At 67.6% G+C, this 13,214-nt stretch carries 16 protein-coding genes; 13 read left to right on the top strand and 3 right to left on the bottom strand.

Translation table 11 applies throughout. The annotated features are described in order from the left end of the window. Positions 1-355: 355 nt before the first annotated feature. Positions 356-913: a helix-turn-helix domain-containing protein gene (locus tag ABZW96_RS32850; RefSeq protein WP_355080122.1), complete on the top strand. Its 558-nt coding sequence runs from the start codon at positions 356-358 to the stop codon at positions 911-913. An 86-nt stretch (positions 914-999) separates the two neighbouring features. Next, complete coding sequence (locus ABZW96_RS32845; RefSeq protein WP_355080120.1) at positions 1,000-1,308, top strand: hypothetical protein; 309 nt, start codon at positions 1,000-1,002, stop codon at positions 1,306-1,308. Between the two features lie 2 nt (positions 1,309-1,310). Here ABZW96_RS32845 and ABZW96_RS32840 read toward each other — a convergent pair whose 3' ends face one another. After that, entirely contained in the window at positions 1,311-1,493 is a 183-nt protein-coding gene (locus ABZW96_RS32840; protein WP_355080119.1) for a hypothetical protein, read from the bottom strand. A 169-nt stretch (positions 1,494-1,662) separates the two neighbouring features. Between ABZW96_RS32840 and ABZW96_RS32835 the strand changes: the two genes are divergently transcribed. Then, positions 1,663-2,904, top strand: coding sequence for a PepSY-associated TM helix domain-containing protein (locus tag ABZW96_RS32835; RefSeq protein WP_355080117.1), 1,242 nt, complete (start codon positions 1,663-1,665; stop codon positions 2,902-2,904). Positions 2,905-2,917: 13 nt separating this feature from the next. On the opposite strand, the gene ABZW96_RS32830 is transcribed toward ABZW96_RS32835, so the two are convergent. Beyond that, the gene (locus ABZW96_RS32830; RefSeq protein WP_355080115.1) at positions 2,918-3,565 is read right to left on the bottom strand and encodes a LysM peptidoglycan-binding domain-containing protein; all 648 of its coding nucleotides are present in this window, start codon (positions 3,563-3,565) and stop codon (positions 2,918-2,920) included. A 419-nt stretch (positions 3,566-3,984) separates the two neighbouring features. Between ABZW96_RS32830 and ABZW96_RS32825 the strand changes: the two genes are divergently transcribed. The 6 genes from ABZW96_RS32825 (at position 3,985) to ABZW96_RS32800 (ending at position 8,543) form a co-directional block, all read left to right on the top strand. Continuing rightward, positions 3,985-4,185 (top strand): hypothetical protein, encoded by a 201-nt coding sequence (locus tag ABZW96_RS32825; RefSeq protein WP_355080113.1) that lies wholly within the window; start codon positions 3,985-3,987, stop codon positions 4,183-4,185. Between the two features lie 434 nt (positions 4,186-4,619). Continuing rightward, a complete protein-coding gene (locus tag ABZW96_RS32820) occupies positions 4,620-5,861 on the top strand; it encodes an oxygenase MpaB family protein (RefSeq protein ID WP_355080111.1) in 1,242 nt (413 codons plus the stop codon). A gap of 288 nt (positions 5,862-6,149) precedes the next feature. Next, entirely contained in the window at positions 6,150-6,344 is a 195-nt protein-coding gene (locus ABZW96_RS32815; RefSeq protein ID WP_355080109.1) for a hypothetical protein, read from the top strand. Between the two features lie 60 nt (positions 6,345-6,404). Further along, a complete protein-coding gene (locus ABZW96_RS32810) occupies positions 6,405-6,818 on the top strand; it encodes an SRPBCC family protein (protein ID WP_355080107.1) in 414 nt (137 codons plus the stop codon). A 21-nt stretch (positions 6,819-6,839) separates the two neighbouring features. After that, on the top strand, positions 6,840-7,592 hold the full coding sequence (locus ABZW96_RS32805) for a helix-turn-helix transcriptional regulator (RefSeq protein ID WP_355080105.1): 753 nt from the start codon (positions 6,840-6,842) through the stop codon (positions 7,590-7,592). Positions 7,593-7,640: 48 nt separating this feature from the next. Further along, on the top strand, positions 7,641-8,543 hold the full coding sequence (locus ABZW96_RS32800; RefSeq protein WP_355080103.1) for a sterol desaturase family protein: 903 nt from the start codon (positions 7,641-7,643) through the stop codon (positions 8,541-8,543). On the opposite strand, the gene ABZW96_RS32795 is transcribed toward ABZW96_RS32800, so the two are convergent. Then, the gene (locus ABZW96_RS32795; protein WP_355080101.1) at positions 8,507-9,454 is read right to left on the bottom strand and encodes an NAD(P)-dependent oxidoreductase; all 948 of its coding nucleotides are present in this window, start codon (positions 9,452-9,454) and stop codon (positions 8,507-8,509) included. The two genes, ABZW96_RS32800 and ABZW96_RS32795, sit on opposite strands and share 37 nt — an antisense overlap. Before the next feature lie 71 nt (positions 9,455-9,525). Here ABZW96_RS32795 and ABZW96_RS32790 point away from each other — a divergent pair, with 71 nt between their 5' ends. From ABZW96_RS32790 to ABZW96_RS32775, 4 genes are all read left to right on the top strand, one after another. Next, positions 9,526-9,981 (top strand): MarR family transcriptional regulator, encoded by a 456-nt coding sequence (locus tag ABZW96_RS32790; RefSeq protein WP_355080099.1) that lies wholly within the window; start codon positions 9,526-9,528, stop codon positions 9,979-9,981. A gap of 186 nt (positions 9,982-10,167) precedes the next feature. Beyond that, positions 10,168-11,382, top strand: a complete 1,215-nt coding sequence (locus ABZW96_RS32785; protein WP_355080097.1) for a sensor histidine kinase — start codon at positions 10,168-10,170, stop codon at positions 11,380-11,382. Then, positions 11,379-12,056 (top strand): response regulator transcription factor, encoded by a 678-nt coding sequence (locus tag ABZW96_RS32780; RefSeq protein WP_355080095.1) that lies wholly within the window; start codon positions 11,379-11,381, stop codon positions 12,054-12,056. The genes ABZW96_RS32785 and ABZW96_RS32780 overlap by 4 nt, the downstream gene beginning before the upstream one ends. 211 nt (positions 12,057-12,267) lie before the next feature. After that, positions 12,268-13,194 (top strand): alpha/beta hydrolase, encoded by a 927-nt coding sequence (locus ABZW96_RS32775; protein WP_355080093.1) that lies wholly within the window; start codon positions 12,268-12,270, stop codon positions 13,192-13,194. Positions 13,195-13,214: the final 20 nt, after the last annotated feature.

Genomic DNA, 13,214 nt, shown 5'->3' with positions numbered 1-13,214 from the left:
CTCGGTCACAAGTCCGGATGCGGTCTCGGACGGCTGTTGGTCGATCCCGAGCGCGTGCGGTGCGGCCGCCGCGGTGACGGCAGCGTCATCGTGTATCCGGACCACCCGATGCGGCATGGTGGCGTCGAACGAGTGTCGAATCCGGCCTGGCGCAACGGCGTCCCTACTCGCCGAGCCGGGCCGAGCCGACCCTCTCGCCATGCCGGACTGTGTTGTCCGGTTACTCGGTCAGTGTGCGTGAGATCGCCGCGCCGCGTCAATACGGCGCGGCTGTATCCGGTCGGATTACGGCATCCGTGCCGGGCCCTCCGGCGTGCTGCGGGGCGGTCGGCGATGGTCCGGTAACCTTGCCCGAATGACCTCGCCACGCCGTGTGAACAGGGGGCCGAAGGCGGCGGCCGGCAATCGGGCGGCCTTGATCCAAGCGGCGCGGGAGGTTTTCGCGGACAGTGGCTTCGACGCGCCGTTCAGCTCCATCGCGCGGGCCGCCGGCGTGGGGCAGGGCGTGCTCTACCGACACTTCCCGACCAGGGAGAGCATCGCGCTCGCGGTGTTCGAGGAGAACATCGAGGGCATCGAGGCGCTGGCGGACGATCCCGCGGTCACCGTGGACGATCTGCTGGCGATCATGGTCGATCAGATCACCACCTCGGCGGCGTTCATCGCGATGATCCATCCCGCGAACACCGACGACATGCGCCTGTTCGAGGTGGCGCGACGGCTGATCACCCTCATCGCGGAGAAGCTGGAGGATCCGCGTCAGCGCGGCACGATCAGCGCCGACATCACCACCGCGGACGTGGTCCTGGCACTGGCGATGCTGGCGGCCGTGCTGTCGAAGACCGATGCGCAGTCCAAGAAGGAGACCGCCCGGCAGGCATGGGCGTTGCTGGACCGCGCTCTGCGCGGCTGAAGGGGGCGCGTCCGTGTGTGCGGCTGAACCTTCCGGCGAGGGGCGCGGCGATCCACTTCCACTGCCCACATCGGTACCGCTCGGCGGTGGTCGCCCCGAATATCGCGGACGTCGTGCGCTGGACCGGTGGGTGGCTGTTCGATCGAACCGTCGCGGGATGGGAGGTCACGGTGCTGGTGGCCGGTCAGGCGGATATCCGTCCGCTGCGCATCCTGGGGGCGACGGTGCTCGACCTCGAACAGTTCTCGGCCGCGCCGGTGCGTGAGACGTGGCCGCAGGCGGTCGCCGTCGCCGCCGGGACGTATCGGTCCGACAGCCGGGTTCGTGACGGCGTGCTCGACTGTCTCGACCGCGGGCTCACCGAGGTGACGATGTGGGGCGAGGGGGTGCGGTGACCTCAGATGCAGAAGCTGATGCTTGCCGGGCCCAGTGGGATATTGAGGCATACCGTGACCGAGCCGAGGGCGTCGTTCGTCGGTACGGGTGAAGCCGGTGCGGCGGAGGCTGCCGGGGCGAAAAGGGCCCCGATGGTCAGTGCGAGAGCGGCTGCGGCGATCGCTTGCGTGGCTTTGGTGATCATGGTGATTTCCTTGGCTGAGCGATAGGGCGATCCGAACCCGGCCCGGCAACGTCGATCCGAGTCCGGGGTGACTCTGATCAGATCATCCGCCGGTGCGGTGGTGTAGACAAGCCCTCCTGGTTGCCGTGCCCGCATTGGGAAGGTCGGATTTTGAAGTTAGCCTAACCTTATGGACACGACCGTGGTGGTGCGCGAGCCTGGCAAGCGGATCGTCGGATCACCGAAGCGATCCCGGAAACCGATACGGCGCAGGCTGATCTCGATCCATCGCTGGTCGGCGCTGATTCTCGGCTCGGTCCTCGTGATCCAGTCGACCTCGGGCGCGATCCTGCTCTACCACGCGGAATTGTTCCGAGCGCAACACGCTTCGTTCTATCGCCACACGGACGCGCCGGCGGTGGTCGACGCAGAACAGGCCGTCGCGATGGTGCGTGCCGCCGATCCCGGTTTCGACGTCGGCTGGGTCGGTGGAGACGGCGGCGTGATCGCGATCGGGAACACGAAGTACACCGCCGCCTACTCCGTCGATCCCGCTACCGGACGAATCAACGAGCAGGTGAACCTGACCGACGGCGTTCTCGGCTGGCTGACCAACCTGCACAACTGCGCGTTCGGTTGTGCGCGCTACTCCGGCGCGATCCCGATCCTCGAGAATCAGGCTCCGCTCCTCGGCATCAAATGGGGCGCGGTGATTCTCGGCGCGCTCGGCGTCCTGCTGGTATCGCTCGCGGTGTCCGGCGCGGTCATCTGGTGGCCGTCACTCGCACGGCTGCGCCACGGATTCCGGGTCCGGCTGCGGAAAGGCCGCTTCGCCAGGGACCGCGACCTGCACGACGTCATCGGTATTCTCGCGGTGCCGTTCCTGTTGCTGTGGGGCATCACCGGCACCACCATCGAATGGCCTGCCGTGCAACGGGCTTGGCTCGTGGCGACCGGCGGCACCACGATCCTCGAGCGAACCGAGCGGTCTTTCGTGCCGCGGTCGAGCGATGCCCGACGGCCCCCGCTGTCCATCGGCGAGGCCACGGCGATCGCGGATCGGGCCGCGCCGGGCCGACTCGCCTACCTGTTGCTGCCCACGGACGACGCCCCGTACTACCGCGCCGTCGTCGCCGGGGCCTACTCCCCGCGCGAGCACCGCCTCTTCTACAGCGGTGACGTCATGGTCTACGTGAACGCCCATGACGATTCCGACATCAAGGTGGTCGACGCGAGCCACGACCGGCCGCTGGCGAACACCTTCTACGCCAAGGTCTTCGAGCCCGCCCACTTCGGCTGGCTGGTGAACGGCTGGTGGCGACTGATCTGGCTGGCATTCGGCCTGACACCGCTCGCGCTGGCGATCACCGGCCTGTCGACCTGGCTGTTCCGGCGCCGGACCCGGCGCCGCCGCGCTCACGCGACGACGTAGCCGCCGACCCCGGTCACGACGGGAAATGGATCACCTGGCGGGAGAAGAGCGCTTCGGGCTCGGCGATGTGATTCGCCGCCGCGACGACTCCCACTCTGGTGTCCAGATCCGCAGGACCGTAGTGGTCCTCGCACATCGAGCGCAGCGTGTCGCCCGCGACGCCGCGGCGGCGGTTCAGGCCGGGCACGACGAGCACGTGGCCGGGAGCCGGCTGGCTGCCCGAGGGCAAGTGGTTGGCCAGTTCGATCATCACGCCGAGATTCGCGTCGCCGTACCAGCGCTCGGCGAGTATCGAGAGGGTTTCGCTTTCGGTCACCGTGTGGTGACCGACATCGGCGAGCTCCGGAATGTGCAGCCACGCGCCGGGCTGGATGGCACGTTGCGCCACGCCGTTGACGACTTCCCAGATCAGCTGGACTCCGGTGTCCTCGGTTCCGTAGTAGCGCTGGGTGATCTGCTTGCGCACCGCGGTGGAGTCGGGCGTGGTGAGGAGGTGGCGCCGCGTGATGTAGGGGATCAGGAGCTGTTGTCCGACATCGATCGAATTCGGATCGGCGAGATGGTTCTGGCGCGCGATCGCCGGGAACAGGCTGCCGTCTCCGTACTCCCGATGGGCGATCGCGGAGAGGGTGTCGCCGGGTTGGACTTCGTACTTCTTCATCTGTTCGGCCTTTCTGCACTGCTGACAGCCGGCGCCGCGGACACCGATTCCGGCTTGTCTCGCCCGCGCACCTGCCGTCCACGAACGGTTGTGGCGCTACCGAATGCTCGTCGCGATCGGCCGCGCGATCGTGCGTAGGCGACTACTCGTTTCCGGCGGCGCTCGCCGCGACTCCGTCGGGGCGGCGTCCCGATTACCCGGTTGGTCTCGCCGGATACGCAGGTGGCGCCCGGCCGGTCTGGCCGGGTCGGATGCCGCGACCAGCTTCCCGGGGCGGCTCGGAGAAGCCGTTTCCGGGCAGTTCTTTTCGATCGTGTGAAGAAGCTCCGAGGCTGATTCGAGCACTGGGGCAGGGGTAGCACGAAGACGTGGCGCCAAGAGCCACAGTCGGTTTCATCCGCTACCGAAAGGAGCAAGTGATGGCAGACCAGAAGAACCCGGGCCAGTTCGGCAACCGTTCCGACACCGAGGAGCAGGCGCGTCGCGGCGGCCAGGCCAGCACCGGCAGCTTCGGCGAGCGTAACTCGGCCGATCCGAGTGCGGCCGGACGCAAGGGCGCCGAAGCGCAGCCCAACGAAGCCAAGGTGCGCGGCGGACAGCACAGCCACGCCGGTCGCTGACGTCGACCGAACACGGGCCGGGCGGTACAACCGCCCGGCCCGTTTCGTTGTGCGGCGGTCATGGTCCGCAGTGGCACGGCAGCAAGAAGACTGGGTGACCAACTGTCTATGTGACTAGTTATTTGATACTGATTCAGGTGGTGATAGGCGGAGGGAACCTGGTGGCACGCCGGATGTCGTTCTATCGGTAAGTCGCTGGTCAAGTGTTCAAATTTGGCAAATGTGCTGGTCGGCTGCGATTCTGCACCGGAGCTGCGCGAGTGTCGGCCATGGTGCGATTGGTGTCGGCAAGTTACGGAAAAGTCGGGACAACAAGCGCCAGTGCTTGCTAAGTTAATGACTGTTCTTATCGATGCGACGGCGATGTACGAGTGCTGCCGATCTTTCGTCGCATCATCACGGCGGCGCTCGGCTCAATGAGGAGTGGCGCAGACATGGATGGACTCAGCAGGCGCAACGCGTTGAAAGCCGGTGGGGTGTTGGGCGCGCTCGGCGCGCTGGCCATGGCGACCCCCGCGCGCGCGGAGCCGTGGACGTGGTCCCCGCAGGGTTCGGTGGCCGGCTCCGGTGAAGGGGCCGATCCGCTCACCGTCTGGGATCCCGAGGCGGATCAGTTGGTCGCCTCTCTGATCGACCGGGGGGAGGTGCCGAGGGTCAACGAGCTGTTGCGCACCTGGACCGCGAACGGGCAGCCTTTGCCGGACGGATTGCCGCCGGATCTGCGCGACTTCATGGAATACGCACGTCAGCTGCCGCCCTGGGCTGATCGCGGAAAGCTGACCACCGCCGTCGAGTTCAACAAGAAGCGCGGGCTGTATCTCGGCGTGCTCTACGGGCTGGCCAGCGGCATGATGAGCACGGTCATTCCCAAGGAGGCGCGCGCGGTCTACTACTCCAAGGGCGGTCACGACCTGAAGGACCGCATCTTGAAGACCGCCAAGCTCGGTTACGACATCGGGACCGCGAATGCCTACGCGCCCGGTGGTGAGATGGTCGTGACCTGCGTGAAGACCCGGCTGGTTCATGCCGCTGTGCGTCACCTGCTGCCGCAGTCCCCGCACTGGGTGTACTCCGCCGAGGAGGACATCCCGATCAGTCAGAACGACCTGATGGTCACCTGGCACAGCCTGCCCACCACCGTGATGAAGCATCTGACCGCGTGGCAGGTGCCGATGCCCGTCGCGGAGTCGGAGGCGTTCCTGCATTCGTGGCAGGTGGGCGCGCACATGCTCGGTATCCGTGACGAATACATTCCCAACTCCTGGGCGGAGGCCGACTCGCAGGCCGCGCAGGTGCTGGATCCGATCCTGGCACCGACCCCGGAGGGCGCCAAGCTGGCCGACCGGCTGCTGCGCCTCGGGGCGAACCTCGACTTCGCCGTCCTCACTAAACCGGTGCTCGGCGCCTTCACCCGCTTCCTGCTCGGCGATAAGATCGCCGACGGGCTGGCCATCGCCAGGGAGCCGGTCTGGGACCCGCTGCTGCGGGTGAGCTGGGGGCCGTTCATCGCCGTGCGTGAAGGTCTGCTGCCCGTGGTGCCGCTCGCGCCGGATGCCTACTGGCTGTTCGACGAATTCCTCCGCAGGGCGGCGCTGCTCTATCTGGCGGAACTGCGGATGCCGATCAGTATCGAGATCCCCACCATGAACCGGGACATGAGCCAGCCGCCGCGCTGAGCCTGCCGGACGCCGATGCGCTCTCGAAGCCTTCTGGAGTGCATCGGCGATAGCTGGTAAGTTACTGATTGTTCTTTGCGGTAGATCGCCGAGATGAACCGTCACCTCGTCATAAGTGCGCTGGTGGGTGCGCGATCGAAGGGTTGATCTCGGACTAAGTTACGAGGAGTTCTGGAACGTGAGCCATAGGACGCTCGGCCCTCCACATGGCTCGACCGCGCTGCGACCGATGTCTGGAGGTGGCGCGGAGCATGCCGTACCGACAACCCACCGGACAGTGCGGTGGACATGACGAACCCGCAGCATATCCGGCACATCCACATCGAATCCGGCGCCCTTGTGCTGGACTACCGAGCGTGCGCGGAACAGGCCCGGAGTCTGGCCGCCGACTTGGCGCACAGTCATCCGGACCTGATCGTCACGATCGATGACGATGTCCACGTCGAGTTGCCCGAGCTGCCCTGCGGAGGTCTGTGGCGGTGATCGGCGCCCGGCTCGAGTAAATTGACGATGATCTGACCCACGACGAGGGAGCGTCGGACCATGACAGCGATTCGCCATGAGATCGTGATCGACGCTTCGCCGCGCCACATCTGGGATGTCGTGCGTGATGTCGGCGCCGTGCATCGACGCCTGCTGCCCGGCCGGGTCGTCGACACCCGCCTGGAGGGAGCGCGGCGTTCGCTGACTTTCCCGGACGGGCATGTGATCCGTGAACTGATCGTCTCCATCGATGACGAGGCCCGCCGCTTGGCGTACTCCGTCGTCGAAGGGGCCAGGCCCGCGCTGGACTATCACCACGCTTCGTTCGAGGTTCGCGCCGAGGGGGAGCGTGGCCGACTGATCTGGATCACCGACGTCTTGCCGGAGTCGGCCGCGCCGGAAGTGCGGATTCGTACCGAATACGGCCTCGCGGAGATGAAGCAGGCGATCGAGGCCGCGGCGGCCCAGTCGTAGCGGGATCGGGAGGTGTCGGACATGTGGCAGGGCACCGCGACGCTGTACCCGGGCAGATTGTTGTACACGGGGCGGCTCGGGAGCGCGCACCGCCACCATCATGCCGCCGCGCAATTGATCTTCAGTGCCAACGGCTCCGTCGGTCTGCGGGACGACGCCGGCCGCCACTGGGCCGGGCGAGCGGCGCTGATCCCTCCCGGTGTACCGCACGAAACCACCGGCACGGCAACGGGATTGCTCGTCTTCGCCGACGCGCAGTCGCCCCTCGGGCGCGCGCTGACCGATTGTGTGCAGCGCACCGGGAGCGCCGTCGACTCGGTCACCGCGTGGTCGCGGGCCGCGCTGCCACTGCTCGACCTCGACGACGGCGAGCGGGATCCCCAGCAACTGGCGCACGCCGCACTGACGGCCTTGATCGGCGATCCCGCTCCCACCGGCGCTGCCCGGCACCCGGCGCTGCGTCGCGCGCTGGAGCTGCTGCCGGACCTGCTCGACGGCCCGCTGCGTCTGGCCGAGCTCGCCGCCGCGGTCGGACTGTCGGCGAGTCGACTCGGTCATCTGTTCCGTGCCGAGCTCGGGCTGGCGTTCCCGCCGTATGTGCGGTGGGCGCGCCTGCGACAAGCGATGGACCACGCCCGTCGCGGCGGCACGCTCACCGAGGCCGCGCACGCCGCGGGTTTCGCCGACAGCGCGCATCTCACCCGAGTCTGTCGCGAGATGTTCGGGCTCACCCCCTCCGAACTCGCCGGTGCGGTCACCATGGTGCGGCCGTAGCGAATCCGTTCAAGCGCCGCCGGGACCGCGGCCCCCACGCTGAACGGCATGCACACCTTGGTTCGCTACGGCTACGTGCCGTTCATGCTCTTGGCGGTCAACGGCGCCGCGCTCGCCGTCATCGCCACCGGCGCCGGCAAATTATGGCTGTTGCCGCTGCTGGTACTCGCGATCGCCGCATCGTTCGCCGCCGAACGGATCCTGCCCTACCACGACGACTGGAATCGCGCCCACGACGACGGTCGGCGCGACACCGCGCACGCCGTGGTCAACGAACTGCTCACCCTCGGCGGCGTGGCCGCACTGCCGCTGATGGCCGCGCTGATCCCTTCCGCCGATGTCTGGCCACACCGGTGGCCCTTCCCGATTCAGGTGCTGGTCGCGGTTCTCCTCGCAGATCTCGGCATCACGCTGACCCACTTGGCCAGCCACAAGATTCCCGCGCTGTGGCGGCTGCACGCCGTGCACCACAGCGTCGAACGCGCCTACGGTTTCAACGGACTGATGAAACATCCTCTGCACCAGACCCTGGAGACCGTCGCCGGTGTCACCCCGCTCGTACTGCTGGGCCTGCCCACCTCGGTAGCTTCGGCCCTCGCGTTCACCGTCGCGGTGCAACTCCTACTGCAACATTCGAACGTCGACTACCGCGTAGGCCCCCTGCGTACCGTGCTCGCGCTCAACCAGGCACACCGGTTCCACCACTTGAAATGGGCGGGCATCGGCGACGTCAACTTCGGACTGTTCACCTTGTTCTGGGATCATCTGTTGCGCACCTACTCCTACGACCCGGACCGCCGCTTCACCAGCGACGACCTCGGGATGGCCGCCAAGCCCGACTACCCCAGCGGCTATCTCGCCCAACTCGTCGAACCCTTCCGGCCCAGCGGCGCTTGCGGGGCCACGAAACCCGCTCAGCGCTCATTGCCCGCGCGCAGCCAGGCGATGTAGTCGGTGGTCGCGCGTTCGGTGTCGTAGTCGGGCCGGTAGCCGGTGTCCTGCTGGATACGGGTGATATCGAGGTAGTTGCGTTGTCCGGACCCACCGGTGGGGAGGTCGATCCCGGCGTCCGGGACGACCTTCTCGATCGCGGCGATGACTTCGGCGTTGGTAGTCGCGCGGCCGGAAGCGACGTTGTAGGTGCGGTGATTGAGCCGGTCTGCCAGTTGCAGGAGTGCGATGGCCCGGCCGCAGTCCTTCACGTAGCACAGGTCGATCGCGTCGTCCGCGTAGGCGGGGAAGCGCAGCGACGACAGGTCCGGCGCGGTGCCGCGGGTGGCGGCATGGACGAGCTGAGGGGCCGGGAAGAACGGGTCCGCGGGTCGGCCGCGCGGGCCCCAGATGGCGGAGATTCGGTAATTGACGATCTCGATGCCGGTCGCCCCGGTCAAATGGTCGGCGAGCAGCTCACCGATCTTCTTGAAGCTCGGTATCGGATGGGGTGCGGTCAGCGGAACGGGCATGTCTTCCCGCAGTGGACCCGCACCGGTCAGGCCGGCGTAGACGCCGATCGTGCTCGCGACGCCGACCCGCGGCACGCCCCAGGCCTCGGCGGCTTCGATCACATTGAACAGACTGCCGATCGCCTTCCGCGCGCCATCGATGGGCTCGTCGGAGCCGGGTGGCCAGGGCATCGAACCCGCGAGATGCACGATGCCGGTGATCTTGTGGCGCGTGCCCACGTCGAGCAACGCCGTCAGATCGGTGATGTCGGCCCGCTCCACCGCCACCTGCGCACCGGCGAACTCGGCCGGTACCTCGCCGGTTCGACGCTGGACCAGCACGCAGCCCTCGCCCAGGTCGAGCAGGGCCCGCACCGTGTGGGAGCCGATGAACCCGAGACCTCCGGTGACCAAGATCATCACATGAGCCTTTCTGTCGTCTAGCTGATTATCAGTACTACTGACGATCAGGCTAGCGATAGAATCTGCGGGTGTCTAGGACGGATGGGCCGGGCCCCGAATTGACCAGCCGGTTGGGCTACCTGCTCAAGCACGCGCAGTTGCGGATGGCCGAGCTGAACACGAAAGCGTTGGCGCCGTACGGCATCGACGGGCGCGAGCTCGGCGTGCTGTCCGTCCTCGCGGGCCGTGAACCCACGTCCCAACAGCAGGCGGCGCAGCGGCTGGGCATCGACCGCACCACGATGGTCGCGATGCTGGACACTCTGGAAGGCAAGGGGTTGGTGGCACGTCATCCGGACGCGAACGACCGGCGTCGCAACGTGGTCGAACTGACACATGCCGGACAGGACACTCTTCGCCGGGCCACCAAGGCGAGCGATGCCGCCGAGCGTGAGTTCCTGGCACAGCTCGGTCCGCAGGCCGCACAGCAACTGCGGAACTCGTTGCGAACCATCGTGACCCATCCCGAGCAAGAGCAGTCCTGACGCTGTGGACCGTATGGGCGGAGAACCGGAGCCGTCGGCAGCCGATAGGTGAATAGCGCCGTTCATACTCGGCTTCCGGCCTACGCGGATCCGCGTAGGGGATCGTGATCGGCTGCGTCGGTCGTCGTAGTCGATCGCGCATCCGGTCAGGAGCGCGAGCGCTCGCGGATGCCGTACGCTCACGGCATGGTTCAGCAGGCGACGGCACGACGGCTGTCCGCCTGGTTCTCGCGTCGGCCCGCCTGGTTCCCGGATGTCCTGCTGGCGCTGTTCGTCACCGTGATCCAGGTGCAGAGTGCCGCGATACCGGTGCCGCTGGAGCCGGCCTACACGCCGGTGTCGGGTTTCGGATATGTCCTGCTGATCGTCAGCGGCCTGGCGGTCGCAGCCCGCCGCAGGCAGCCGGTCGCGGTGTTCAGCGTGACGGCGCTGGCCAGTCTGATCTATTTCGGTCTCGGCTTCCCCGACCGGCTTTCCTATCTGGGGCTCTTCGTCGCCCTGTACACCCTGGCCGCCTACGGCGACGGGCGGCGGACGCTGATGATCGCCGGTGCGGGCATCGCGGTCCTCGCCGTCGGCTGGCTGATCGCCGCGGCGGATATCAAGCCACTGGTAGCCATCGGCTGGGTGTTCTTCCGGATCGGCGCGTCGGTGATCAGCACGATCCTCGGTGAGTCCGTGCGATCCCGCCGGGTCATCGCCGCCGATGCGCAAGAACGAGCGGAACTGGCCGAACGGTCCCGCGACGAGGAAGCCAGAGCGCGGGTCGACGCCGAACGACTGCGGATCGCCCGCGAAGTCCACGACACGGTCGCCCACGCGATCGCCATCATCAATGTGCAATCCGGGGTCACCGCACACGTGCTCGACAAGCGACCGGAACAGGCCCGGGAAGCCCTGCGCACCATCGAGCAGACCAGTTCGCGGGCGCTGCGCGAGATGCGCGCGATCCTCGGTGTACTGCGTGATGGCGACGAGCGCGAACCCTACCCGGGGCTCGGCCAGATCGACGAACTCGTCGGCAAGGCCCGCGATGCCGGGCTCGACATCGCTTTCGCGCAGACTCCCCCGGTCACGCCGCTACCGAGCGCGGTGGGCAGCGCCGCCTATCGCATCGTGCAGGAATCGATCACCAACGTGATCCGGCACGTCGGTCCGACCAGGGTGACCGTGGCGCTCGAACCCGGCATCGACGCCTTGCGGATACGGGTCGCCGACGAGGGTCGTCGCGCCGCCGCACCGGTCCGCACGGATAGCAGCACCACGACCGGACGCGGCATCGTCGGGATGCGCGAACGCTGCCGGCTGCTCGGCGGTGAACTCGACGCGACGCCGCGTCCCGGCGGCGGGTTCGAGGTCACCGCCCGCCTACCCTTGACCCCGGTCGGATCGCGCTCGTGAACGCCACACCACCCATCAAAGTCGTGCTCGCCGACGACGAACGCCTGGTCCGTTCCGGCTTCAAGGTTCTGCTCGACCTGGAAGACGACATCACGGTGGTCGGTGAAGCCACCAACGGCGCGGAAGCCGTCGAACTCGCTCGCGCCACCCGCCCCGACGTGGTCCTGATGGACATCCGCATGCCACGACTGGACGGGATACGCGCCACCGCCCAGATCGCCGCGGCCGCCGGGATGGAGCGGGTCAAGGTGCTCATCCTCACCACCTACGACACCGACGAGAACGTCTTCGACGCCTTGCAGGCGGGCGCGAGCGGGTTCCTGCTCAAGGACGCGGGCCCGGCCGAACTGCTGCACGCCATCCGAGTGATCGCCGCTGGTGACGCACTGCTCGCACCTCGGATCACCCGGCGGCTCATCGGTCAGTTCACCGCGCAGCGCCGGGCAGCCAAGTCCGCCGAGGACCGGCTCGCCGTGCTGACCGACCGTGAGCGCGAAGTCCTGGCGCTGGTGGGACAGGGCATGAGCAACGACGAGATCGGCGCCGCGCTGTTCCTCAGTCCCGCCACCGCACGCACCCATGTGAGCCGCGCGATGGTGAAACTGGGTGCGCGCGACCGAGCGCAGCTCGTCGTGATCGCCTACCAGACCGGGCTGACCGGCTTCACCTCGTAGCGATCAGCGGGGTTGACCTCGCTGCCGAGGCGTTCGCGGCCTGGGACTCGAATCACGTTGACTCACAATGTCATAGCACTGGCGAGTACGGCCGCGCGTTCGGCTACGACGACCTGCGCAGCCGATCGCCGTCGGCGTACGCGCGTTCACGTAGACGGCGACTCCCGTCGGCGGAAGCCCAGCAGGTGCCGAGGGCGCGACCATCGACGGCATGATCTTGGATCCCGAACTCGAAGCCTCAGTCGCGTTCTTCCCCCCGGCCGACCTGAGCGACCCCCGCGCCGCCCGGGAGCGCCTCGCCGAGTTGGTCGCCGCCCTTCCGGTACCGGACATCGAGGGCATGTCGATCGAAAATCGCACGGTGCCGGGCGATTTCGACGTACCGATACGAATCTATCGGCCGGACCGGGCGCAGGGCGCTGTCCTCATCTGGCTGCGCGGCGGTGGATTCGTCATGGGTGATCTGGACACCGAACATCCGTGGGCCGGCCTGCTGGCGGACAACTCCGGTGTGACAGTGATCTCGGTCGGCTACCGCTCGGCCCCCGAACATCCGTTCCCCGCCGCACACGACGACGTCTACGCGGTGCTGATCTGGACGGCCGAACACGCGGTCGAGCTCGGCATCGACCCGGCGCGGATCGCGATCGGCGGCCACAGCGCCGGGGCGGGAATCGCGACCGTGGTCGCGTTGCGGGCCCGCGACGAGCAAGGGCCGCCGATCCGCTTCCAACTGCTCAACCAACCCGTCCTCGATGACCGCCAGCTGGCCTGGTCGGCGCGCACTTTCACCGATACGCCGTTCGTGACCCGGGCGAAAGTGGCCCAGATGTGGCAGCACTATCTGGGTTCCGCGCCCGCGACGCCGTACGCCGCTCCGGCGCGGGCGACGGATCTGTCCGGTATGCCTCCCGCCTACATCGCCACCGCCGAGTACTGCCCGAACCGCGACGAGGACATCGAGTACGCGCTGCGCCTGTTGCAAGCGGGCGTGCCGGTCGAGCTGCACCAATGGCCCGGCACGTTCCACGGGTCGCAGGCGATCCTGTCCGCGGATGTGTCCCGGCGCCAGAGCGCCGAATTCGCCGCCGCGCTGCGCCGCGCGCTGCACCCCGCGACCGGCTCGCAAAGCGCGTAGCCGCAAAGGGATTGCAAAGA

Source organism: Nocardia sp. NPDC004168 (assembly GCF_040610355.1).
GTDB lineage: Bacteria > Actinomycetota > Actinomycetes > Mycobacteriales > Mycobacteriaceae > Nocardia > Nocardia sichangensis.
Note: the sequence above shows the minus strand (reverse complement) of the source record. Positions and strands in the feature narration are given on the sequence as shown.